The following is a 22,392-nucleotide window of genomic DNA, read 5'->3' on the forward strand; positions in this document are numbered from 1 at the left end:
TCCGCGGCGGCGGATCAGCGGCCGGTGAAGTTCGGGTCGCGCTTCTCGACGAAGGCCGCCACCGCCTCCCGGTGGTCGGCGGTGGCGCCCGCCTCGGCCTGTGCGCCCGCCTCCACGGCCAGCGCCTCGGCCAGGCCCTCGGCCGCTGCCGCCAGCATGGTCTCCTTGATCCGCGCGTAGGCGCTGGTCGGCCCGGCGGCCATCCGGGTGGCCAGCTCGGTGGCCGCGGCCACCGCCTCCCCGGCGTCCACCACGCGGTTGACCATGCCGATCCGCAGCGCCTCCTCGGCGCCGACCGGCTCGGCCAGCAGCAGCATCTCCATCGCGCGGCCGTAGCCGATCAGCCGCGGCAGCGTCCACGACGCGCCGGAATCGGCGGACAGCCCCACGTTGGCGAAGGCCATCAGGAACTTCGCGTTCGCCGAGGCGATCCGCAGGTCGCAGGCGTAGGCCAGCGACGCGCCCGCGCCCGCGGCGGTGCCGTTGACCGCGGCGATCACCGGCTTCGGCATGCTCGTCACCGCGCGGATGATCGGGTTGTAGTGCTCGTCCACGGTCTTCAGCGGCGCCGGGTCGCCGGCGTCGAGCAGCGCGATGTGCTCCTTGAGGTCCTGCCCGGCACAGAACGCCCTGCCCGCGCCGGTGATCACCAGGGCCCGCACCGCGTCGTCGGCCGCCGCGTCGCGCAGCGCCGCGATCAGCGCCTGCTTCAGTTCGACGTTGAGCGAGTTGAACGAGTCCGGCCGGTTCAACGTGAGCAGCCGCACACCGGCGGTGTCCTGGGTCAGCAGTACGTCGGTCACTTCGCGCTCCTTGCCTTGGCGGACGTCGGATCGCCGACGCCGGGGTTTTCCATAGTGGACTTTCCGCGGGCGGGTCGAGTCCCGGGTGGACACCCGTTGTGGCTGGTAGCCGGGGCCGCGGTGAACCGCTGCGGGATCGTGCCCGCACCGCGGGGCCCGGATCGGCCGGGCGGGGGCCTGCCGACCGCGCCGGGAGGCGCCGCCGAGCGCCCGCACGAAGGCCGAGTCTGCCAGCCGCCGAGGGCATTCGACCAGCGCACGGGCGACACGAGTTGATCGGTTCGGTTTCGTCCCCGCCTCGGGATGGGGGAGAATGGGAGTGGACCCGAGCTGGTTGTGGCGACCAGCGGGGGAAGAGTTCACGGAGGGAGCACGCTATGGCGGCCATGAAGCCCCGGACCGGTGACGGTCCCCTCGAGGTGACAAAGGAGGGTCGCGGCATCGTGATGCGCGTCCCGCTTGAGGGTGGTGGGCGGCTCGTCGTCGAAATGTCGGTCGAGGAGGCCAAGAACCTGGGCGACGCCCTGGAGTCGGCCACCGGCTGAGGCCGCCAGCAGGCGAACGGGGGGAGCACCGGCGGCCAGGCTTGCTTCCCGCGCGGTGCCCCCTCCGCCGAGGCGACAACTCAATCACGCCGACGACGAGTGGTGAGCAGTCTTCGTCGAGCCCCGGTGTCGAGCCGATGCCGGGGCCGTCGTCGCAGCCCGATGATCACCCGGGCCGCCCGGCGCACCACACCGCCCCCCGCCGCCCCGCGCGATCGGCCCGGCGGGCGGTGCGGCGAGCGCGGCCGGTCCCAGCCGCAGGAAGGTCCTTTTCGTGTCCGGTGCCCCAGTGTTCCGATCCGCCCAGCCGACCCGCGACGCGGATCCGGCACTGCCCGTGATCCCGACGTCACTGGTCGAAGTGGACGTCGTGCAGCAGTGGCGGGACGGCGTACCCGGCGCGGTCGCCGTCGCCGACGGCGAGTCGGGCCCGGAGCTGGCCCCTGCGGCCGAACAGTTCGATGTGGACGTCGCGGTGCTGCAGGCCGTGGGGGCTTCGGCCGGCGCCGGCGACGTCCGCTCGGTGCCGCTGCCCGCGGGTGGGGTCGGCTGGGTCGTGGGTGTCGGATCGGGCGAGCCCGTGCGGTGGCGCAGCGCCGGGGCGGCGCTGGCGCGCGCGGTGCGCGAGCGGCTGGGCGAGGCCGTCGAGTCCGAGGAGGAGGTCGGCGACCTGGGTGAGGCCAGCGCCGACTACCTCCAGGTCCGGCTGCCCGACGGGGCCGACGGCGACGTCGTCTCGGCGTTGACGCTGGGGTTGGCGCTGGGCGGCTACCGGTTCCGGGTGACCGCCCAGCCGACTCCGCCCCGGCTGCGGAAGGTGCTGCTGGTGGCGCCGGAGGGCGCGGACGTGGCGGCGCTGGGCGAGCAGGTCCGGCGCACCCGCGAGCTGGCCGCGGCGACCGCGCTGGCCCGCGACCTCGCCAACGCGCCCTCCAACATCAAGGATCCCGCCTGGTTCACCGGTGTCGCCGCGGACCTGGCCGCCGGGGTGGACGGCCTCGACGCGGTGGTCCGCGACGAGAAGTGGCTGGCGGGCAACGGTTTCGGCGGCATCCTCGCGGTCGGCGGCGGCTCGTCGCGGCCGCCGCGGCTGCTGGAGCTGACCTACCGGCCCGGCGACGCGGCCGGACCGCATCTGGTGCTGGTGGGGAAGGGCATCACCTTCGACACCGGTGGGATCTCGCTCAAGCCCGCCGAGGGCATGCACCTGATGCGCACCGACATGTCCGGCGGCGCCGCGGTGATCGCCGCGCTGCTGTCGATCGCGCGGCTGCGGCTGCCGATCCGGGTCACCGGTCTGGTGCCCTCGGCGGAGAACCACGTGTCCGGCAGCGCCTACCGCCCCGGTGACGTGGTCCGCCACTACGGCGGCACGACCACCGAGGTCGGCAACACCGATGCCGAGGGGCGGATGGTGCTCGCGGACGCCATGGCCTACGCGGTGGACCGCCTGGAACCGGACCTGCTGGTGGACGTGGCCACGTTGACCGGTGCGATGAAGGTCGCACTCGGCCTGCGCACCGGCGCGTTGTTCGCCACGGACGACGCGCTCGCCGAGCAGATCCTCGGCGCGGGTGAGCGGGTCGGGGAGGCCTGGTGGCGGATGCCGCTGCTGGAGGACCACGCCGAGGACGTCAAGGGACAGCTCGCCGACGTCAGGCAGACCCCGCCGGGGCCGGGCGGCATCACCGCCGCGCTGTTCCTGCGGGAGTTCACCGGTGGCCTGCCGTGGGCGCACCTGGACATCGCCGGACCGGCCCGGGCGGACAAGGACTACGCGGAGGTGGTGGCGGGCGGCACCGGTTTCGCGGCCCGCAGCCTCGTGGAACTCGCCGCGACCCTGGCCCGGTAACCAGACACGCGACCCCGAGTTCGGCGGCGACCAGCCCGCGCACCGTATCGACCTCTTCGCTTCCAAACGCCAGCCGCGGCTCGAACCCGGCGTGTTCGGCCAGCCCCGCGAAGATCTGGCGCAGCCCGTAACCACGGCGGGTGGCGACGAAGTCGTCGTCGGCCAGTTCGGCGAGCCGCAGCCGACGGCGGCGGGCCAGCCGGTGCCGGGCGGGCAGCACCGCCACCAGCGTTTTCTGCCGGATCGCCGCGGTGTGCCAGCGCGAATCCTCATCGGGCAGCGGAGCAACCAGCCTCCGCGGCCGGGACGGTAACCTCGACGCTCGCCGGGCGCGCTGCCGACCGCTGGGGGCGCACGACGGTGTTGCTCACCAGCCTCGCGGTGACTGCGGCGGGACTGCTGGACGCCGTCGCCGTGTTGGTGGCGCCGATCAGGTGGCGTCGACGTCGAACGGCGGGCGTTCCCCAGGGGCCAGCGGGCGCTGCTGCGGCTTCGGCGTCGACGGCGGTGTCGTCGGCCGGTAACCGTTCCCGGTGATGCCGTCCAGCGGGTTCTCCCCGTCGAACAGGTGCCTGGTCACCGCGGTGCGCGGGTTGAAGTTGCGGATGCCGCGTAGGTCCTCCAGCGGTTTGCGCAGCTCGTCGAACTCTGGACCGAGCTCGGAGCGGAGCTGTTCGCGGGCGCCGGTCGCGTACTCGCGGATCTGCCGGATGGTCCGACCCAGCCACGCGGCGCCCTGCGGCAACCGCTCCGGTCCGAGGACGAACAGCCCCACCACGGCGAGCACGAGGATCTCCAGCCAGCCGACGCTATCGAACACCTCTCGACTACCTCCGGATCTCGCGGCTCGCGGACCGGCACCGCGTGAGCTGCTGCCAACGCCCCCAGAGTACCGACCGGGGAACACCGCCTGGAGAGGGAATGAGTACGGCCTTCAGCCACAGTTCGCCGCGCGTTCGGCAGCGCGGGTCACGTCAGCGTCACGTCGAGCACCAGCTCGCGGCCCTGCCGGACCACCGTCACCGGCACCCGCTCGCCGACCTGGTGCCGGTCGACGGCCACGATCAGCTCGTCGGCGCTACCCACCTTGCGCTCACCGACCCGGATGATCACGTCGCCCTCGGCGATGCCGGCCGCCGCGGCGGCGCTGCCGTCCTGCACGTTCTGCACCTGGGCGCCGTCGGCCAGCCCGTCGCTCACCGACTTGGCGTTGACCCCGAGGTTGGCGTGCTGGACGTGCCCGGTGCGGATGAGCTCCTGGGCGATGCGCCGCACGTCGTCGATGGGGATCGCGAAGCCCAGGCCGATCGAGCCGCCCTCGCCGCCGGCGCCGAGGGTGCGGATGGCGCTGTTGATGCCCACCACGGCCCCGTTGCCGTCGACCAGCGCGCCACCGGAGTTGCCGGGGTTGATCGCGGCGTCGGTCTGGATCGCGTCGATGACCGCGTTGGTGTCGGTGCCCTCACCGGCCAGCCGCACCGGCCGGTGCACCGAGCTGACGATGCCGGTGGTGACGGTGCCGGCCAGGCCCAGCGGTGAGCCGATGGCGATCACCTCGTCGCCGACGGCCAGGCTGTCGGAGTCGCCCAGCTGCGCCACCACGGGGTTGCGCACCTCGACCTTGAGCACCGCGAGGTCGGTCTTGACGTCGCGGCCGACGATGCGCGCCGGGGCCCGGGTGCCGTCGTGGAACACCGCCGCGATCTGCGCGTTCGGGGTGTCCGTGGCCATCGAGATCACGTGGTTGTTGGTGACCACGTAGCCGTTGCCGTCGATGACCACGCCGGAACCGCTGCCGCCCTGCGCGCCGACGCGGACCTCGACCGACACCACGGCCGGGACGACGCGCTGCGCCACGGCCGCCGTGGTGCCCTTCGGGCGCTCCAGCCCGGGCTCCACCTCGGCGAGCGTCACGTCCGGGTTGACCAGCGGGTTGCCCTCCTCGGCGGTGATCCGGCCGAGGAAACCGCCGACCACCCCGATCAGCAGCGCGACCGCGGCGAGCGTGGCCAGCGCCCGCGGGTGCACCCGGCGGCCGAACAGCACCTCGCGGGCGCTCAGCAGCGGTCCGGGCTGCTCCGCGTCGGTCTTGTCGGGCTGTTCCTCGGGCAGCGCGGGAGGTCCGATCACCGCGCCGGCCGCCGGGTCGCGCCACGGGTCGCGCTCGCCGGAGTTCCACAGCACCGGCTCCTCGGCCGGCTCCGGGGTCATCGGTGTCTCGCCGGGCGCGCGCTGCAGCGGTTCGCGGTTGTCCGGCGGTCGGCTGAACGCCTGGCTCAGCGCCTCGGGCGGCGGCGGGACCTGCTCGATGCCGCGCACCGGCAGGGTGCGCCGGTTCGGGTCGAAACTGCCGGTCACGCCGCGGGGGCGGCCGAACACCGCGGACTGCTCGGGGTGGACGGCGGGACGTCGCAGCGGGCGGGGGGCGAGCCGGTGCGGGCCGAGACCGTTGTCCGCCGGACGCGACGGCGCGGCGCCCACCGGCTGACCCGGTGCGGTGGGCGCACCGCGGGTGGTCGCGGTTGCGCCCTGCCACGGGTGCACCGGCCGGGAGGGCCGTCCGTCGGGACTGGGCTGGCCCGCGTCCCGGCGCCCTTCGGGATCCGGGCCCTGCGCGGGCGTTCCTGGCTGGTCGGTCATCGCTCCCCGGGCATGCGGTCGGACTTTCGTGGTCGAGTGGATCACACGGGTGCGCCACCCGCGTCACCGGCACCTGGGCCCACTGCCGGTGCGCCCATTCTGCCCGGACAGCGGTGAAGTCCGTGTGGGAGTGGACAGCAAAGGAGCGGGCCCCCGTGGTCGGGAGGCCCGCTCCCCTGCGCGGAAGTCTCAGTTCTGCGGGGCGTCGGCCGAGGTCGTCGGGGCCGGGGTGGTCGGGGACGGCACGGCGGCGACCAGCGAGGTCGGCGGGGCGGTCGTTGTCGGCTCGGGCGGCAGGGTGTCGCGCGCCGAAGCCGGGATCACGGCGTTGGGGAACGCTCCGCCGGGCAGCGGGACCGGCCCGGGGACGGGCTTGCCGTCCTCGTCCACCGGCAGGTTCATCAGCGCCAGCGCGCCCAGCACCAGGCCGGAGAACACGACACCGGCGCCCTGTTTGGTGCGGCGGCCCACGCGGCGCGCGGGCGGGCGCGCGATGTCACTGGCAAAAGGGGAGGCCGTCCCCAGGGGCTGCTGGTGGCCGCCGAGCGGCGTGCTGGAACCGAGGACGGCTCCGCCGCCGAACCGCTTCGCCTGGTCCGGCCGGGAGACGGTCACCAGCTGGCCGTCCTCGGTGAGTGCGAGGCCATCCGGTTGGCTGGGCAGCTCGGCGTGCGTGGGGATGGCTCGCAGGGCCTGCAGCAACTTCGGCGAGATCGACGGCGTCCCTGCCGCCCGCACCGCCGCGCGGGCCTGCCGCTGGGCTGCGGCGTCCGCGGTGCAGGCGGGGCAGCGGGCCAGGTGGGCGGCGGCGCGATCATGGGCGCTCGGGCTCAGCTCCCCGTCCACGAAGGCGACGATCGCGTCCAGTGCGAGGTGCTGCTCGGAAAGCCCCCACCCACGCAAAACCGTCATCCGTCATTCCTCCCGGGCGTGCTCGCGTCGAGCTTCCAAGGTGGCCTTCAGCATCTGCCGGCCGCGGTGAATCCTGCTCCGCACGGTACCCAGCTTCACGCCCAAGGTCGCGCCGATCTCCTCATACGAGAGCCCCTCGACGTCGCAGAGCACCACGGCCGCGCGGAACTCCGGCGGCAGCCTGTCCAACGCCGCCTGCAGATCGGGGTCCAGGTGGGTGTCGTGGAACACCTGCTCAGGGCTCGGGCCACCGCCGGGCAGCCGGTCGGTGTCCTCGGGCAGGCCCTCCATCCGCAGGCGGGACCTGCGGCGGGCCATGTCCAGGAACAGGTTGGTGGTGATCCGGTGCAGCCACCCCTCGAACGTGCCCGGCTTGTACGATGCCAGCGACCGGAAGACCCGGATGAACGTCTCCTGGGTCAGGTCCTCGGCGTCGTGCTGGTTGCCGGTCAGCCGGTACGCCAGCCGGTACACGCGGTCGGCGTGCTGCCGCACCACCTCGTCCCACGACGGCGGGGTCCAGGGGACCTCTACCGCGGCGGCGGGCGAGACGGTGGTGTGCTGGGCGCTGGGGGCCGCACTCATCGGCTGTGTTGCCATCGGGCGAAAAGCCACCTCCTGTGTGGTGTCATCACGTGCAACGGTCGCGCCGGCCCTGGTGTTCCCGGGGATCGTCGTGCATGAGACGCCGATGGGTGTCGGTTCTGACGCTCCTACTGTCGTCTTCCCTGGTGAGGGAGCGATGAAAGGCGTCTGAGAACCGCCTGAGAAGCTGCCGTGAGCTGGCTCGCACCGGGCGGCCCTCCGGAAACGGCCCTCTAACGATGTCGGTAACGCGGTCCCCGCCGCGCCGCGGCGCCGATAGCCTTTCACGTTGTGATACCCGAGATGCCGGTGGATGCCGGGCCCGTGGGTCGCGACGACTCGCGCCCCCGCGTGCCCGGCAACGACACTGAGCACGCGCCGGCCGGGGCGTCGCCGCTGCATGTGCTGCGGTTCCTCGCCGCGGCGCTGTGCGCGAAAGCGGTCGTCGAGGTCGGCACCGGCTCGGGGGAGAGCGCGTTGTGGTTGCTCCGGGGCATGGTGCCGGACGGGGTGCTGACCTCCATCGACGCCGACGCGGTGAGCCAGCGGGCAGCCCGTGCGGTGCTGCGGGAGGCGGGGGTGCCCACCGGGCGGACCCGGCTCATCGCGGGGCGGGCCACCGAGCTGCTGCCGCGCCTGACGGAGGGCGCCTACGACCTGATCTCGGTGGGCATCGCCACCACGGAGTACCCGAGGTACCTGGAGCTGGGGGTGCGCCTGCTGCGGCCCGGCGGCGTGATCGTGTTCGCGGGGGTGCAGCTGGCCAGTCCGGGGGCCCGCAGCGCGATGGCGCTTGCCCTGCGTGAGCTGGTTCGCGCGATCCAGGCGGACGAGAACCTGGTGCCGGTGACTCTGCCGACCGGCCCGGGCCTCCTCGCGGTCGCAAAGCGCGCCTGACCCCCACGATCCGCACCCAGGCACCCCACGAAGCCCGGGGCAGGCGCTCCAATTTCAGACAAATGTGGAGCCCCTCCCGCCGGAAGTCCGGGGGAGGGTGCCCTGCACCGTGGTCAGGGTGGAGAGACGTCGTGGTCAGGCTGGGGAGACGGAGAGGAGCTTCCCGGCGAGACCGCGGGCCCGGGTCGACAGTCGCTTGGCGATGTCGTTGAGCACCACCGCCGCGGGCGAGTCGGGCGCCTCCAGCACCAGCGGGGTCCCGTTGTCGCCGGCCTCGCGCAGGCGCGGGTCGAGTGGCACCTGCCCCAGCAGCGGCACCTCGGTGCCGATCGAGCGGGACAGCGACTCCGCCACCAGCTGGCCGCCACCGGAGCCGAAGACCTCCAGCCGCTGGCCATCCGGCAGCTCCATCCACGACATGTTCTCCACCACGCCCGCCAGTCGCTGCCGGGTCTGCAGGGCGATCGCTCCGGCGCGCTCGGCGACCTCGGCCGCCGCCTGCTGCGGGGTGGTCACCACCAGCAGCTCCGCGTTCGGGATCAGCTGGGCGGTGGACAGCGCGACGTCACCGGTGCCGGGCGGCAGGTCCAGCAACAGCACGTCCAGGTCGCCCCAGAACACGTCGGACAGGAACTGCTGCAGCGCCCGGTGCAGCATGGGGCCGCGCCAGACCACCGGGGTGTTGCCCGGGGTGAACATGCCGATGGAGATCACCTTCACGCCGTGCGACTGCGGCGGCATGATCATCTTCTCGACCTGGGTGGGCTTGCCGCCCGCGCCCAGCATGCGCGGCACCGAGTGGCCGTAGATGTCGGCGTCGACGACGCCGACCGCCAGGCCCCGCTGCGCCATCGCCGCGGCCAGGTTGACGGTGACGCTGGACTTGCCGACGCCGCCCTTGCCGGAGGCCACGCAGTACACCCGGGTCATCGAACCCGGCTCGGCGAAGGGGATGCGCGGTTCCTCGGCGTTGCCGCGCAGCTTCTTGCGCAGCGCGGTGCGCTGCTCGTCGCTCATCACGTCCAGCTCGACCCGCACCGAGCTGACGCCCTCCACCGCCGACACGGCGTCGGTGACCCGCTGCACGATCGTCTCCCGCATCGGGCAGCCGCGGACCGTCAGGTACACCTCGACCACCACGGCGCCGTCGGCGCCGACGGACACGCTTTTGACCATGTCCAGCTCGGTGATCGGTCGGCGGATCTCCGGGTCCTCGACCTTGCTGAGGGCCCGCCGGACGGCGTCCTCGGTGGGCGTGGACTGCGTACTGGTCACGGTTACCTCGGCTTGCTGTTGCGAACGGGGTGGGCGCGGGTGGGTCCCGCAGCCCAAGGCTCTCACACCACCGGAGTGGGCAAGTCCATGCTACGGACCGGTAGCCGAGCGCGAACAGTGCTGATGACCAGTGTTGTTCCCGGCGGGGCGGGTCCGTGGCGGGAGTTACCGCAGTGACCGATGGGGGCGCTGCGCAATCATCCGAACGCGTTCCGTAATATCAGTCCTCGTGGCCGAAACGGCTCTTCATCGATTACCGACTCGAACCGAACTGCTGGCGTACCGCAGTTTCCTGCGCGCGCATGCCCGGGTCACGCGCTGCCTGGAGAGCGACCTCATCGCCGAGCAGCGGCTCACGCTGGCCGCCTACGACGTGCTGGAAGCGCTGGCCGAGGCTCCGGGGCAGCGGCTCCGGATGACCGAGCTGGCCGACGTTGTCCTGCTGTCCCGTTCCGGGGTGACCCGCCTGGTCGACCGCCTGGAACGGCTCGGGCTGGTGCGGCGCGTCCGGGTGGACTCCGACGGGCGCGGTGTGCAGGCGGTGATCACCGAACGCGGCGAAAGCCGGCGGCGGATGGCGGCGGCGACGCACCGCAACGGAATCGCGCGGTATTTCGTGGCCGCGGCCAACGGCGAGCTGGAGGCGTTGATCCGCACCTGCGAGCGGTTGGCGGACGGGGGTGTGCCGTCCCCGCCGGGGCACCGTGCGCAAGCATGAGGACGTGCACAACTCGACGTCCCCCGCGCCCAGGCTGATCCGGGCGGTGGGCCTGGTGCGGTACGTGGACCGGCGGCTGCTGCTGGTCCGCGCCGACTACCAGGTCGCGTTCTATCTGCCCGGCGGCAAGATCGACCCTGGTGAGACCGAGGTCGAGGCCCTGCACCGGGAGGTACGGGAGGAGCTCGGCGTGGGGCTGCGTGGTGCCGACTTCCTGGGCCGCTACCTGGCGGACGCGGTCGGCCAGGGCGACGGGGTGCGGGTCGAGCTCGCCTGCTACGCGGGCGAGCTGGACGGCGAGCCGCGGCCTGCGGCGGAGATCGCCGAACTGGCCTGGCTGACCCGCGACGAGTACCTGGCCCACGAGGTGACGGCTCCGGCGATCGTCGCGCTCTTCGCCGACCTCACCGCGGCCTGACCGCCCGCACGACAGTTCCCGTCGCGGGCGTCACGCCTGGTCGTCGGGGGTGCGGGCCGCCCGGGAGCGGCGCCTCCCGGCCGCGCTGCGCAGGCCGGACAGTTCCTCGCGGAGCCGATCCAGCTCGCCGCGCAGGTAGTCGCGGGTGGCCACCTCGCCGATCGCCAGGCGCAGCGCGGCCAGTTCCCGTGCCAGGTAGTCGGTGTCGGCCTTGGTCTGCGCCGCGCGCGCCCGGTCCTCCTCCAACGAGACCCGGTCCCGGTCGTCCTGGCGGTTCTGCGCCAGCAGGATCAGCGGGGCCGCGTAGGACGCCTGGGTGGAGAACGCCAGGTTGAGCAGGATGAACGGGTACGGGTCCCACTGCAGGCCCACCGCGGACAGGTTTATCGCGATCCAGGTGATCACGAAGACCGTCATCCAGAACAGGAACTTGCCGGTGCCGATGAAACGGGCGATCCGCTCTGAGAGCTGCCCGAACAGCTCCGGGTCGAAGGTGAGCCGGAACCGGTGCGGCGGCCGGGGCTGGTCGAGTCGGCGGCGGGTCAGCAACTCGGGCATGGTCAGCGCGCCTCCCTGTGCGTCGGCTGGTTCGGCGACCCCGGCTCCGGTTCGGGCAGGCCACTTTCCCGCCAGTCCTCCGGTAGCAGGTGGTCGAGGACGTCGTCGACGGTGACCGCGCCGATGAGGTGCTCCTCGTCGTCCAGCACCGGCCCGCACACCAGGTTGTAGGCGGCGAAGTACCGCGTGACGTCGGCGAGCGACGCGGTTGGCGGCAGGCTGGCCAGGTCGGTGTCCAGCGCACCGGCGACCAAAGTGGACGGTGGTTCGCGGAGCAGCCGCTGGATGTGCACGCAGCCCAGGTAGCGGCCGGTCGGCGTGGCCGACGGTGGGCGGCAGACGAACACCAGGCTGGCCAGCGCCACCGGCAGGTCCGGGTTGCGCACCACGGCCAGCGCCTCGGCGATCGTCGCGTCCGGCCCCACCACGACCGGCTCCGGGGTCATCAGCCCGCCCGCGGTGTCGAAGGAGTACGCCAGCAGCCGCCTGACCGGCGCCGACTCCTCCGGGGCCATCAGGCCGAGCAGCCGGTCCTTGTCCACTTCGGACAGCTCGGCGAGCAGGTCGGCGGCGTCGTCGGGATTCATCGCCTCCAGCACGTCGGCCGCCCGCTCGTCGTCCAGGTACGCCAGCAGGTCCTTCTGGTCGTCCTCGGGCAGCTCTTCGACGACGTCGGCCAGCCGCTCGTCGTCCAGCGCCTCGGCGACCTCGTAGCGGCGCTTGGTCGGCAGCTCGTGCAGCGCGCTGGCGACGTCCACGGCGCGCATGGTGTCGAACAGGGCCAGCAGCTGCTGCACGCCCTGCGGCCGCCCGGTGACCTCAGCGAAACCGAGCCCGCTGACCTGGTCCCAGTCCAGCACCTGGGTGGGGCCGCGGCGGCCGAGCCGGCCGGTGCGCTCGCGGACGGCGAGCTTGGTCAGCTGCCAGTCGCGGGTGCGCATCTGCTCCATGGCGACGTCCACCAGGTCCGCGGGCGCGCCGGTCGCGTCGATGGTGACCCGGGCGTCCAGCAGTTGCCCGAGCACCAGCAGTTCGTTGGGGCGCTGGTGGAAGCGCCGCAGGTTCACCGACCCCGTCGCCAGCGTCACCGCGCTCGGCTCGATGCGGGTGACGCGCAGCATCGGCACGAAGATCCGTCGCCGGGTGGGCAGCTCGACGACGAGACCGAGCACGCGCGGCGGCTGCCGCCGGATGCTGAGCGCGGACACCACGTCGCGCACTCGGCCGATGGACTCGCCGTCCGGCCCGAACACCGCCAGACCGGCCATCCGGGCCGCGAAGACCCTGGTCGCCGCTGCCACGTCGATGAGGCTAAGGACTCCGGCCGCGCGCCGCCGCTCGAACGGCTGTGCCGCCGCGCACTCGCGACTTCGGCGGTGCGCGCGACCGTGGTAGACACGCAGCAGCCCAGCCCACCGGAGGAGGACAACGTGGACGGTCGGAGTGCCCGGCGCAGCTGCCTGGCGGTGCCCGGTTCCAGCGCGAAGATGATCGACAAGGCCCGTGGGCTGGCCGTCGACCAGTTCTTCCTGGACCTGGAGGACGCGGTGGCGCCGCTGGCCAAGGCCGAGGCGCGGGAACGGATCGTCGGCGCGCTCAACGAGGGCGGCTGGGACGGCAAGATCCGCTCGGTGCGGGTCAACGCGCTGGACACCGAGTGGACCTACCGGGACGTGGTGACCGTCGTGGAGGGTGCGGGCGCCGAACTCGACACCATCATCCTGCCCAAGGTCAGCAGCCCCGATCACGTGCGCTGGCTGGACCTGACGCTGACCCAGATCGAGCGGGCGGTGGGCCTGGAGGTCGGCCGGATCGGCATCGAACCGCAGATCGAGGACGCCCGCGGCCTGGTCGACATCGACGCCATCGCCACCGCCTCGCCGCGGGTGGCGGCGTTGGTGTACGGCCCCGCCGACTTCATGGCCTCGATCAACATGCGGTCGCTGGTGGTCGGCCACCAGCCCCCGGGCTACGACGTGGGCGATGCCTACCACTACGTGCTGATGCGCATCCTCACCGCGGCGCGGGCGGCCGGGGTGCAGGCCATCGACGGGCCGTACCTGCAGATCAGGGACGTCGAGGGGCTGCGCCGGGTCGGCGGCCGCACCGCGGCGCTGGGCTTCGATGGCAAGTGGGTGCTGCACCCGGCGCAGGTGGAGGCGGTCAACGAGCTGTTCTCGCCGCGCCAGGAGGACTACGACCACGCCGAGAACATCCTGGACGCCTACGCGTGGTACACCTCGGCGGCCGGGGGCAAACGCGGCGCCGCGATGCTCGGCGACGAGATGATCGACGAGGCGTCCCGCAAGATGGCGCTGGTGATCGCGGGCAAGGGCCGCGCTGCGGGCATGCGCCGCACCGACCGCTGGACCCCGCCGGAGGACTGACGCATGAAGGTGCGCCTGGGCGGTCCGCGCATGCCTTGCTGCATTGGGCGGAACAACCGCCGTTGCCGCTCACGCGTCGGCGCCCGCGCGGTAGGTTCGCCGATGATCGGCAGGTGTTGACCGTGAGGGGCGGGCTTTCCAGGTGGCCACCGCGGCAGGGGCGGAGAACGAGCAGGAACTGCGCTTGGCGCTGGCGATGCGCGGCGGCGCGAGCATGGCGGTGTGGATCGGCGGTGCGGTCGCCGAGGTCAACCGGCTGCGCGAGGCCGTCGCGGCCGGCGCCGAGCACCCGTGGGCGGCGCTGGCGAAGCTGGCCGGGTACGACTCCGTCGCCGTCGACGTGCTGGCCGGTGCGTCGGCCGGTGGCCTGAACGCCACGCTGCTGTCGGCGACGCTGGTCTACGGCATGCCCTTCGACCGGATGCGCCGCGTGTGGGTGCAGCTGGGCGACCTGGAGGCGATGGCCCGCCCGGTGCCGAAGTTCTGGCAGCCCAGCCCGCCTTCGCTGCTGGAGGGCGACCGGTACTTCCGCAGCCAGCTGGTGGACGTGATCACCGCCAACACGCCCGGTTCGGCCGAACACCCCGGCAACCGCGCGGACCTGCTGCTGACCGCGACCCTGCTGGACCCGATCGTGGAGCGGCACTTCGACGGCCGGTACGGGCCGATGCTGCAGGAGCGGCGCAACGCCTCGTTCCGGTTCCGGCACCAGGGTGTGGCCGGGGACCCGCTGTCGGACTTCGGCGCCGGTGAGCAGTTCGCCGACACCGTGCTGCGGCTCGCGCACGCGGCCCGCTCGACCTCGTCGTTCCCGTTCGCCTTCGAACCGGCGCAGGTCCGCTCCTCGCTCGGGGACCCGCCGCCGGGCGAGCCGAACATGGTGGGGCTGTTCTCCGAGACCGCCGCGTCGCCGCAGCTGCCGCCGTTCCGGGTGATCGACGGCGGCGTGCTGGACAACATCCCGGTGACCGCGGCGATCCGGTCGATCTCGGCGGCCCCGGCGGACCGCCCGACGCAGCGCTGGCTGCTGTACCTCAATCCCGACCCCGTCGTCTCGCACAGCCAGCGCCGTAGGCCGGGGCGCGCGGTGCCGGTGACCATCACCGCGCTGAAGGCGCGGTTCATGCAGGAGTCGCTGCTCGCCGACCTTGACGCGCTGGACCTGCACAACCGCGTCGTGGAGCGGACCGCGCTGCGCCGCCGGGCCCTGTTCGCCCCGCTGCACGCCGTGCCGGACGAGGAGCGCGAGGCGGCGCTGGCCCGGCAGGCTGCGGCGGTGGAACCCGATCACGCGGTGGTCCGAGCGGAGCTCGACGCCCAGGCGGTGCACCGGCTGCTCACCGAGCCGGCGGGTAGCGAGGACGGACGGCTGCTGCCGCCGGTGGTGGGCGATCCGCTGGCGGACTGGTCGGCGCAGGCGCGCACGCAGCTTGCGCAGCGGTTGTCGGCCGGACTCGGCCGGGAGGCCACCGGCCGGGTGTTCGACGACGCGCGGGCGCTGCTGACCGCCGTGCAGGAATGCCTCGGTTGGGCCTGGGACATCGAGCGCTGGGCGCCCGAGAGCCGGGAGATCGGCCGCTGCAAGTCGGTGCTGTACCGGCTGCGGACCTTCGCCGAGGTGCTGGAGGGGCACGCCGACCGGTACTGGATCAACGGGGCGAGGCTGGAGCCGATCGTCGAGGTCGCCGAGCTCGACGAGTGGGTGCAGCGGGTGCTCGTCCGCCGGACGCGCCTGCAGCACCACCTGCCCTCGCCGGTGCGGCCACTGCTGGGTGCCGTGCTGCGGGCGGTGGAGGACGGCGAGCGGTTCCAGCACGAGCTGGCGGAGTTCGCCGCCGAGCTGCTGTCCATAGTGGAGTCGTCCGGGGCGGACGCGGTGCCGGACGCCGTCGGCGTGGACGCGGTCGCCGAGGCACGCGCGGTGCTGCACCGGGTCGCGGACCGGCTCGCCGCGCTGGCGCCGCCCCGCGAGCGCCTCGACGAGCCGCAGCAGGTCGGCTACGCGCTGCTGGAGCGCACCGACCGGCGGGCCGACGTGCTGCGGCACCTGGTGGTGCTGACCGCGCCGCTGGACGTCGGGCGGGTGCCGGGCACCCGGATCAACCTGCTGCGGGTGGTCAGCGACGAGCAGAGCCCGCTGCCGTTCGCCGCGCTGCGTCGCGGCGCGGACGCTCCGCTGCGCATCGCCGACAAGATCCGCGGCCTGGACCTGGGCAACTTCGGCGCGTTCCTGTCTGCCCGGTGGCGGGCCAACGACTGGATGTGGGGCCGGTTGGACGCCGCGGCCGGGCTGGTGCGGCTGCTCACCGACCCCGCCCGGCTGGTGCGGCGGCACGCCAGTTCCGAGCAGCTGGGCGACCTGCTGCAGGCGCTCGTCAGCCGCCCCACGGCCGCCGAGCTGGGCGAGCTCGACGAGGCGCGGGCCAAGCAGTGGCGCGGCTTCCTGGCCGAGGTCTGGGCGCGGCACGCGGGGGAGGTGCGCGCCGAGCTGGACGCGCTGTTCGCCCGGCCCGAGGACGAGCACCCGCTGGTGGAGACCCGGGCGGTGCTCACCGAGCGTCTGCAGTGGACGATCGCGGCGACGGAGGTCCCGTTCGTCGGGACCGTGGCCACCGGCGCCGACCAGCAGGGTGGCGGCCACCCGCCGGTGCCCGACCCGACGGAACTGACCCGGCAGGTCGAGCGCTACGACGTCGGCCGGCAGCGGTTCGCCGACCTCGGCGAGCGACGGGCGCTGTCGATGGCGACGCGCTTCGGTCTGCTGGGGTTCCGCGCCGCGCGACCGTCGGGGCGCGGGGTGCTGCCGTGGCTGGAGCGCCGGGTGATGACGCTGGTGAAACCACTGCTGTTGGCGGTCGTGTACGCGCTGGCCGCACCGCGTCGGGCGGCGCTGCTGGGCTTCCTGGCGGCGAGCGCGGTGATGTTCACAACGACCGGGCTGGGCGAGTCGGTGCCGGGCATGCAGATCCTGTCGCGCGACGAGTACGAGTCCGCGCAGTCCTGGGGGGCGCACGCACCGCCGCCGGAAACCGATGTGGACATCAGCGAGGAGGTGGCGCCGTGGCGCCCGCAGTCGGAGCAGGGGGCGACGATGTTCGCGGTCACCCACTTTGGCTGGTCCGTCACGCCCGACGACTGGCTGGTGGTGGCGGACTTCTCGGGCACGCCCTTCGGCCCCGGGATGCTGATGGCGGTGCTGGGCACCGTGGTGTTCGCGGTCTGGACGAGCAGCCGGTTGGTGCACCGCCTCGGGCGCGGGCTGGCGCGCTGGCTGCCCGCGGTGTTCCTCGCTGCCGTGCTGCTCGCCGCCGAGTTCTGGCTGCTCAGCACCGGTTTCCGGCTCGGCCCGCTCGGGCTGGCGCTGGCGGCGGGCCTGCTCACCTGGTTCGCGACCGTGGCGTACCGGCCGGCGGCCCGCATCGGCGCGGCGGTCCTGACGGTGCTGGTGTTCCTCGGCGTGCTGTGGACGTTCGAGCCGAACGCCTGGACCGGTGGAGGCTGGATCGTCGTGGCGGTCGTCCTGTCGGCCTACGCCCACATGGTCCTGCTGGGCATGGTCGACGTCCTCCCGCCGCGCCCCGTGCGGGCTGCGACCTCCCGCGGCGGCGGCCGCCGGGTGGCGGCCGCGCGGAGGCGAACGCCGCCGCCGACCGAGATGATCTCCGGGTGACCCCAGCGGGGTAGCCTGAGTACAGAAGGGACATCCACGCAGGAATCGGGCTCTTCCGGTCCGGCCGGTCCCGTCATGGCAGCGAAGTCCACTGGAGGTGTCAGCGGTGTCCAATCCGTTCACCGGCTCCGGCCGGTCGACGCCGGGCACACCCAACCTGCCCACGCCGCCGAGCGGCTGGCCGATCGGCTCCTACAGCACGTACGAGGAGGCGCAGCGCGCCGTCGACCACCTCGCGGACAGCGACTTCCCGGTCCAGGAGGTGACCATCGTCGGCGTCGACCTGATGCTCGTCGAGCGGGTCACCGGTCGGCTCACCTGGGGGCGCGTGCTCGGCGGGGGCGCGGCCTCCGGGGCGTGGTTCGGCCTGTTCGTCGGCCTGATCCTGGGCATGTTCACCCCGCAGGGCAGCTGGCTCGGCCCGGTGCTGGTCGGCCTGGGCACCGGCATCGTGTTCGGCCTGGTGTTCGCCGCGGTCGGCTACGCCTCCACCCGCGGCCGCCGCGACTTCTCCTCGGCCAGCCAACTGGTCGCGGGCCGCTACGACGTGCTGGCCCAACCCCGCCACGCCGAACAGGGCAGGGATCTCCTCGCCAAACTGGCCATGCGCCCCCCGTCGACACCCCAGTGACCCGCCCCGTCCGCGGTGCCCGGGTTCGGTGCCAGCGGGGGCGTGGGAGGGGGTGTTGCGACGATCTTCGCAGTGCCTCGTGGCCTTTGGCGCAATCCGTTGATGTGGCTGTTCACCGACGTTCACGGGTTGGCAACAAGCCGACCGGCGCCCTTGCCTTAACTGATCCAGAAGCCTAACTTGCCAGCACCGGCTCACCGCCGGTGGTGGCAGGCGCCGAAGCTGGACACCCCAGTGGTTGGTCGCGCCTGCGACCATCACTCGGGAGGACGGATCGTGAGAGTTCGCCGCAGTCGTCGCGCGGCAGTGCTGAGCGCCTCGCTGGCGTGCGCGTCCGCATTGACCGCCTGCGCACCAGCCTCCGGTGGCAACACCGTGAACCTGTACTACGCGCCCGAGGAGAACCTGCAGAAGGTCGTCGACCGCTGCAACGCCGAATCGGGTGGGCGGTACCACATCGTGTACAACAAGCTGCCCCGTGACGCCGACGGGCAGCGCGAGCAGATGGTGCGCCGTCTGGCCGCCGGGGACGAGGGCATGGACATCCTCGGCCTGGACGTCACCTGGACGGGTGAATTCGCGGAGGCCCACTGGATCCGGGAGTGGACCGGCGCGGACAAGGCCGAAGTGGAGAACGGCACGCTGCGCGGCCCGCTCGAGACGGCCACGTGGCAGGGCAGGCTCTACGCGGCGCCCAAGAACACCAACGTGCAGCTGCTGTGGTACCGCAAGGACCTGGTGCCCGAGCCGCCGCAGACGTGGGACGAGATGATCTCGACGGCCCAGCGCCTCAAGCAGGAGGGCAAGCCGCACTGGATCTCGCTCACCGGCGCGCAGTACGAGGGCCTGTACGTGCACTTCAACACGCTGGTCGAGTCCGCGGGCGGGCAGATCGTCTCCGAGGACGGCCACCGCGCGGTCGTCGACGAGGGCGCCGTGCAGGCGCTGGAGGCGCTGCGCAAGCTCGGCACCGCGGGCGTCACGAGCGCGTCGATGAACAACGCCAAGGAGGACGACGCCCGGATGGAGTTCGAGACCGGGCAGTCGGCCTTCGAGCTGAACTGGCCGTTCGTCTACGCGTCGATGCAGGAGAACACGCCGGAGCTGGCCCGCAACGTCGGCTGGGCGCGGCTGCCGGGGATCCGGCCGGGGGTGCCGAGCAAGTCGACCATCGGCGGCTACAACCTCGCGGTCAGCAGCTACTCCACCAAGCCCGACCTCGCATTCGCCGCGGCGAAGTGCCTCCGCAACGCCGAAAGCCAGAAGTTCTCCGCGATCAACGACGGTGTGCCGCCCAGCATCGAGTCGGTGTACGCCGACCCGGCCATGGCCGAGGAGTACCCGATGCGGGACACCATCCTGGAGGCGTTGAAGGACCCCGGGGTGCGACCGGTGACGCCGGCCGCGCAGAACGTCTCGACCGTGCTGTCGAACATGCTTGCCCCCATCGCGGCGATCGATCCGCCGGCCACGGCCGAGCGGATGCGCACCGAAGTGCAGAACGCCCTGGACTCCAAGGGAGTGATGCCCTGATGGTCGCGACGAAGGAAGCCCTGCCGGTGGCGAAGGCGATCAGCGAGGGCAAGAAGGCCGAACGCAGGCTCGGCTGGCTGCTGTGCGCGCCCGCGGCCCTGGTGATGCTGGCCGTCACGGGCTGGCCGATCCTCTACGCGCTGTGGCTGTCGTTCCAGCGTTTCGACCTGAAGTACCCCGACCAGCGCGAGTTCATCGGGCTGGACAACTACGTCACCGTGCTGACCAACGGCTACTGGTGGACCGCGTTCTGGGTCACCGTGCTGGTCACCGTGGTGTCGGTGGCCATCGAGTTCGTCCTCGGCATGGGCCTGGCGCTGATCATGCACCGGGCGCTGGTCGGTCGCGGACTGGTCCGCACGGTCAGCCTGATCCCGTACGGCATCGTCACCGTCGTCGCGGCGTTCAGCTGGCGCTTCGCCTGGACCCCGGACACCGGTTACCTGGCCAACGCGATCACGCCCGACGGCGCACCGCTGACCGAGCACGCCAGCTCGCTGGCCATCGTCATCCTCGCCGAGATCTGGAAGACCACGCCGTTCATGGCGCTGCTGCTGATGGCCGGCCTGGCTCTGGTGCCCGACGACCTGCTCAGGGCAGCGGCGATGGACGGCGCCGGGGCGTGGCAGCGGTTCGTCAAGGTGATGCTGCCGGTGATGAAGCCGGCCATCCTGGTCGCCCTGCTGTTCCGCACCCTCGACGCGTTCCGCATCTTCGACAACATCGTGGTGCTCACCTCCGGCGCGCAGGACACCTCATCGGTGTCGGTGCTCGCCTACAACAACCTCATCAAGGGACTGAACCTGGGCATCGGCTCGACCATGTCGGTGCTGATCTTCGTCGCGGTCGCGCTCATCGCGTGGATCTTCGTCAAGCTCTTCGGCGCGGCCGCCCCGGGTAGCGACAACAAGGGGAGGCGCTGATGGCCGGCGTGGGCGGGGCGGTGACCCCCGCGCGGAAAGCCAGGTGGGCGGTGCTGGACATCATCGTCGTCGGGTACGCGCTGCTGCCGGTGCTGTGGATCCTGTCGCTGTCGTTCAAGACCCCGGACACGCTCGCCGACGGCAACCTCATCCCGCGCGAGTGGACCCTGGAGAACTACGCGGCGATCTTCAGCACCACCGAGTTCACCCGCGCGCTGCTGAACTCGATCGGCATCGCGCTGATCGCCACCGCGATCGCCGTGGTGCTGGGCACCATGGCCGCCTACGCGATCGCCCGGCTGGAGTTCCCCGGCAAGCGGCTGCTGGTCGGGGCGTCCCTGCTGATCGCGATGTTCCCGCAGGTGTCGTTGGTGTCCCCGCTGTTCGAGATGGAGCGCTCGCTGGGCCTGTTCGACACCTGGCCGGGGCTGATCCTGCCGTACATCACCTTCTCCCTGCCGCTGGCGATCTACACGCTGTCGGCGTTCTTCCGGGAGATCCCGTGGGAGCTGGAGAAGGCGGCCAAGATGGACGGCGCCACCCCGGGGCAGGCGTTCGCCAAGGTGATCGCGCCGCTGGCGGCGCCGGGCGTGTTCACCACCGCCATCCTGGTGTTCATCTTCTGCTGGAACGACTTCCTGTTCGCGATCTCGCTGACCTCGACCGAGAACTCGCGCACCGTGCCGGTGGCCCTGCAGTTCTTCACCGGTGACTCGCAGTTCGAGGACCCGACGGGGTCGATCTCCGCGGCCGCGGTGGTGATCACCGTGCCGATCATCGTGTTCGTGCTGTTCTTCCAGCGTCGCATCGTGTCCGGACTGACCTCCGGCGCAGTGAAGGGGTAACCGAAGTGGCCGAGATCGTGCTGGACAAGGTGACCAAGCGCTACCCGGACGGGGCGCTGGCGGTCAACGAGGTGAATCTGGAGATCGCGGACGGCGAGTTCGTGATCCTGGTCGGCCCCTCCGGCTGCGGCAAGTCCACCACGCTGAACATGATCGCCGGACTGGAGGACATCAGTTCCGGCGAGCTGCGCATCGGCGGGGAGCGGATGAACGAGCGCGCCCCCAAGGACCGCGACATCGCGATGGTGTTCCAGTCCTACGCGCTGTACCCGCACATGACGGTGTTCGAGAACATGGCGTTCCCGCTGCGGTTGGCCAAGGTCGATTCGACGACGGTCAAGCAGAAGGTCGAGGAGGCCGCCAAGATCCTCGACCTGAGCCAGCACCTGGACCGCAAGCCGGCGAACCTCTCCGGCGGACAGCGGCAGCGGGTGGCGATGGGGCGCGCGATCGTGCGCAACCCCAAGGCGTTCCTGATGGACGAGCCGCTGTCCAATTTGGATGCCAAGCTGCGGGTGCAGATGCGGACCTCGGTGTCGAAGCTGCAGAAGCGGCTGGGCACCACCACGGTCTACGTCACGCACGACCAGACCGAGGCGATGACCCTCGGCGACCGCGTGGTGGTGCTGCGCGGCGGCGTGGTGCAGCAGGTCGGCGCGCCGCAGCACCTCTACGAGCACCCGGCGAATCTGTTCGTGGCCGGTTTCATCGGCTCGCCGGCGATGAACTTCGTGCCGGTCGAGGTGGCCGAGGGCACGCTGCGCAGCGCGCTGGGCGACGTGCCGCTGAGCGACCGCGTCCGCCGCTGCCTGGAGTCCGCGGACGCCCCGCGGGAACTGGTGCTGGGCATCCGCCCCGAGCACTTCGAGGACGCGGCGCTGCTGGACGAGACGGTCCGCGACAGCGGCGCCACGTTCACCGGTGAGGTGGACGTGGTGGAGGAGATGGGCTCCGACAAGTACGTCTACTTCACCCTCCACGGCGGTCGGGCGAGCACGGCGGAGCTGGAGGAGCTGGCGGCCGACAGCGGCCGGGCCGAGGTGCCCACCGACGAGGGCCAGGTGGTCACCCGGCTGTCGGTGGAGTCCGCGGCCCGCGAAAGCGAGCAGCTGACCGTCTGGTTCGACCCGGACAAGATCCACCTGTTCGACCCGACCACCGGCAAGACCCTCACCTGACCCAGACGGGCGCAGGGCGGCT

Annotated in this window: 20 protein-coding genes and 1 pseudogene; 12 read left to right on the forward strand and 9 right to left on the reverse strand. The window is 72.3% G+C overall.

Going from position 1 to position 22,392, the window contains the following annotated elements; genetic code table 11:
- Positions 1–14 precede the first annotated feature (14 nt).
- Positions 15–803 (reverse strand): enoyl-CoA hydratase-related protein, encoded by a 789-nt coding sequence (locus IEY17_RS02320; protein WP_188984863.1) that lies wholly within the window; start codon positions 801–803, stop codon positions 15–17.
- Positions 804–1,180: 377 nt separating this feature from the next.
- Here IEY17_RS02320 and IEY17_RS02325 point away from each other — a divergent pair, with 377 nt between their 5' ends.
- Together IEY17_RS02325 and IEY17_RS02330 are read left to right on the forward strand one after the other, a co-directional pair.
- Positions 1,181–1,348: a DUF3117 domain-containing protein gene (locus IEY17_RS02325; RefSeq protein WP_009949794.1), complete on the forward strand. Its 168-nt coding sequence runs from the start codon at positions 1,181–1,183 to the stop codon at positions 1,346–1,348.
- Positions 1,349–1,685: 337 nt separating this feature from the next.
- Positions 1,686–3,200, forward strand: a complete 1,515-nt coding sequence (locus IEY17_RS02330) for a leucyl aminopeptidase (protein WP_188985340.1) — start codon at positions 1,686–1,688, stop codon at positions 3,198–3,200.
- A 13-nt stretch (positions 3,201–3,213) separates the two neighbouring features.
- Here the strand turns inward: IEY17_RS02330 and IEY17_RS25725 are convergent.
- The 5 genes and pseudogenes from IEY17_RS25725 to sigE all read right to left on the reverse strand — a co-directional run.
- A pseudogene (locus IEY17_RS25725) lies at positions 3,214–3,492 on the reverse strand (LysR substrate-binding domain-containing protein); the annotation flags it as partial.
- A 138-nt stretch (positions 3,493–3,630) separates the two neighbouring features.
- Entirely contained in the window at positions 3,631–4,020 is a 390-nt protein-coding gene (tatB, locus tag IEY17_RS02340) for a Sec-independent protein translocase protein TatB (RefSeq protein ID WP_188984865.1), read from the reverse strand.
- Between the two features lie 149 nt (positions 4,021–4,169).
- Complete coding sequence (locus IEY17_RS02345) at positions 4,170–5,840, reverse strand: S1C family serine protease (RefSeq protein WP_229679762.1); 1,671 nt, start codon at positions 5,838–5,840, stop codon at positions 4,170–4,172.
- 189 nt (positions 5,841–6,029) lie between these two features.
- A complete protein-coding gene (locus IEY17_RS02350; RefSeq protein ID WP_188984868.1) occupies positions 6,030–6,752 on the reverse strand; it encodes a zf-HC2 domain-containing protein in 723 nt (240 codons plus the stop codon).
- 3 nt (positions 6,753–6,755) lie between these two features.
- Complete coding sequence (gene sigE / locus IEY17_RS02355; protein WP_188985344.1) at positions 6,756–7,337, reverse strand: RNA polymerase sigma factor SigE; 582 nt, start codon at positions 7,335–7,337, stop codon at positions 6,756–6,758.
- Between the two features lie 303 nt (positions 7,338–7,640).
- Here sigE and IEY17_RS02360 point away from each other — a divergent pair, with 303 nt between their 5' ends.
- Entirely contained in the window at positions 7,641–8,234 is a 594-nt protein-coding gene (locus IEY17_RS02360; RefSeq protein ID WP_188984870.1) for an O-methyltransferase, read from the forward strand.
- A 135-nt stretch (positions 8,235–8,369) separates the two neighbouring features.
- Here IEY17_RS02360 and IEY17_RS02365 read toward each other — a convergent pair whose 3' ends face one another.
- The gene (locus IEY17_RS02365) at positions 8,370–9,509 is read right to left on the reverse strand and encodes an Mrp/NBP35 family ATP-binding protein (protein WP_188984872.1); all 1,140 of its coding nucleotides are present in this window, start codon (positions 9,507–9,509) and stop codon (positions 8,370–8,372) included.
- Between the two features lie 229 nt (positions 9,510–9,738).
- Here IEY17_RS02365 and IEY17_RS02370 point away from each other — a divergent pair, with 229 nt between their 5' ends.
- Positions 9,739–10,227: a MarR family winged helix-turn-helix transcriptional regulator gene (locus IEY17_RS02370; RefSeq protein WP_188984873.1), complete on the forward strand. Its 489-nt coding sequence runs from the start codon at positions 9,739–9,741 to the stop codon at positions 10,225–10,227.
- On the forward strand, positions 10,214–10,645 hold the full coding sequence (locus tag IEY17_RS02375) for an NUDIX hydrolase (RefSeq protein WP_229679764.1): 432 nt from the start codon (positions 10,214–10,216) through the stop codon (positions 10,643–10,645). Before IEY17_RS02370 ends, IEY17_RS02375 begins: the two co-directional genes overlap by 14 nt.
- 30 nt (positions 10,646–10,675) lie before the next feature.
- Here the strand turns inward: IEY17_RS02375 and IEY17_RS02380 are convergent, their stop codons facing one another.
- Both IEY17_RS02380 and IEY17_RS02385 read right to left on the reverse strand, forming a co-directional pair.
- The gene (locus IEY17_RS02380) at positions 10,676–11,203 is read right to left on the reverse strand and encodes a DUF1003 domain-containing protein (protein ID WP_188984877.1); all 528 of its coding nucleotides are present in this window, start codon (positions 11,201–11,203) and stop codon (positions 10,676–10,678) included.
- A gap of 2 nt (positions 11,204–11,205) precedes the next feature.
- Positions 11,206–12,504 (reverse strand): magnesium transporter MgtE N-terminal domain-containing protein, encoded by a 1,299-nt coding sequence (locus tag IEY17_RS02385; RefSeq protein WP_188984879.1) that lies wholly within the window; start codon positions 12,502–12,504, stop codon positions 11,206–11,208.
- A 129-nt stretch (positions 12,505–12,633) separates the two neighbouring features.
- On the opposite strand from IEY17_RS02385, the gene IEY17_RS02390 reads away from it, so the two are divergent.
- The 7 genes from IEY17_RS02390 (at position 12,634) to IEY17_RS02420 (ending at position 22,370) form a co-directional block, all read left to right on the forward strand.
- A complete protein-coding gene (locus tag IEY17_RS02390) occupies positions 12,634–13,590 on the forward strand; it encodes an HpcH/HpaI aldolase/citrate lyase family protein (RefSeq protein ID WP_188984881.1) in 957 nt (318 codons plus the stop codon).
- A 142-nt stretch (positions 13,591–13,732) separates the two neighbouring features.
- Positions 13,733–17,260 carry a patatin-like protein gene (locus IEY17_RS02395; protein ID WP_188984884.1) on the forward strand — a complete coding sequence of 1,176 codons (3,528 nt, stop codon included), beginning with the start codon at positions 13,733–13,735 and terminating at the stop codon, positions 17,258–17,260.
- A gap of 106 nt (positions 17,261–17,366) precedes the next feature.
- Positions 17,367–17,891 carry a YflT domain-containing protein gene (locus IEY17_RS02400; protein ID WP_188984886.1) on the forward strand — a complete coding sequence of 175 codons (525 nt, stop codon included), beginning with the start codon at positions 17,367–17,369 and terminating at the stop codon, positions 17,889–17,891.
- Between the two features lie 276 nt (positions 17,892–18,167).
- Complete coding sequence (locus IEY17_RS02405) at positions 18,168–19,424, forward strand: ABC transporter substrate-binding protein (protein WP_373289829.1); 1,257 nt, start codon at positions 18,168–18,170, stop codon at positions 19,422–19,424.
- The gene (locus IEY17_RS02410) at positions 19,424–20,347 is read left to right on the forward strand and encodes a carbohydrate ABC transporter permease (RefSeq protein WP_188984888.1); all 924 of its coding nucleotides are present in this window, start codon (positions 19,424–19,426) and stop codon (positions 20,345–20,347) included. The genes IEY17_RS02405 and IEY17_RS02410 overlap by 1 nt, the downstream gene beginning before the upstream one ends.
- Positions 20,347–21,192 carry a carbohydrate ABC transporter permease gene (locus IEY17_RS02415; protein ID WP_188984890.1) on the forward strand — a complete coding sequence of 282 codons (846 nt, stop codon included), beginning with the start codon at positions 20,347–20,349 and terminating at the stop codon, positions 21,190–21,192. The genes IEY17_RS02410 and IEY17_RS02415 overlap by 1 nt, the downstream gene beginning before the upstream one ends.
- A gap of 5 nt (positions 21,193–21,197) precedes the next feature.
- Positions 21,198–22,370 carry an ABC transporter ATP-binding protein gene (locus IEY17_RS02420; RefSeq protein ID WP_188984892.1) on the forward strand — a complete coding sequence of 391 codons (1,173 nt, stop codon included), beginning with the start codon at positions 21,198–21,200 and terminating at the stop codon, positions 22,368–22,370.
- The last annotated feature ends 22 nt before the right edge of the window (positions 22,371–22,392 follow it).

The organism is Saccharopolyspora thermophila (assembly GCF_014646075.1).
In the GTDB taxonomy this organism is placed as follows: Bacteria; Actinomycetota; Actinomycetes; order Mycobacteriales; family Pseudonocardiaceae; genus Saccharopolyspora; species Saccharopolyspora thermophila.

Bases quoted from the DNA above. Each gene is read 5' to 3' on its own strand.
- IEY17_RS02410 (WP_188984888.1), top strand. From the start codon at position 19,424: ATGGTCGCGACGAAGGAAGCCCTGCCGGTGGCGAAGGCGATCAGCGAG.
- sigE (WP_188985344.1), bottom strand. From the start codon at position 7,337: ATGAGTGCGGCCCCCAGCGCCCAGCACACCACCGTCTCGCCCGCCGCC.
- IEY17_RS02360 (WP_188984870.1), top strand. From the start codon at position 7,641: ATGCCGGTGGATGCCGGGCCCGTGGGTCGCGACGACTCGCGCCCCCGC.
- IEY17_RS02350 (WP_188984868.1), bottom strand. From the start codon at position 6,752: ATGACGGTTTTGCGTGGGTGGGGGCTTTCCGAGCAGCACCTCGCACTG.
- IEY17_RS02380 (WP_188984877.1), bottom strand. From the start codon at position 11,203: ATGCCCGAGTTGCTGACCCGCCGCCGACTCGACCAGCCCCGGCCGCCG.
- IEY17_RS02345 (WP_229679762.1), bottom strand. From the start codon at position 5,840: ATGACCGACCAGCCAGGAACGCCCGCGCAGGGCCCGGATCCCGAAGGG.
- IEY17_RS02325 (WP_009949794.1), top strand. From the start codon at position 1,181: ATGGCGGCCATGAAGCCCCGGACCGGTGACGGTCCCCTCGAGGTGACA.
- IEY17_RS02415 (WP_188984890.1), top strand. From the start codon at position 20,347: ATGGCCGGCGTGGGCGGGGCGGTGACCCCCGCGCGGAAAGCCAGGTGG.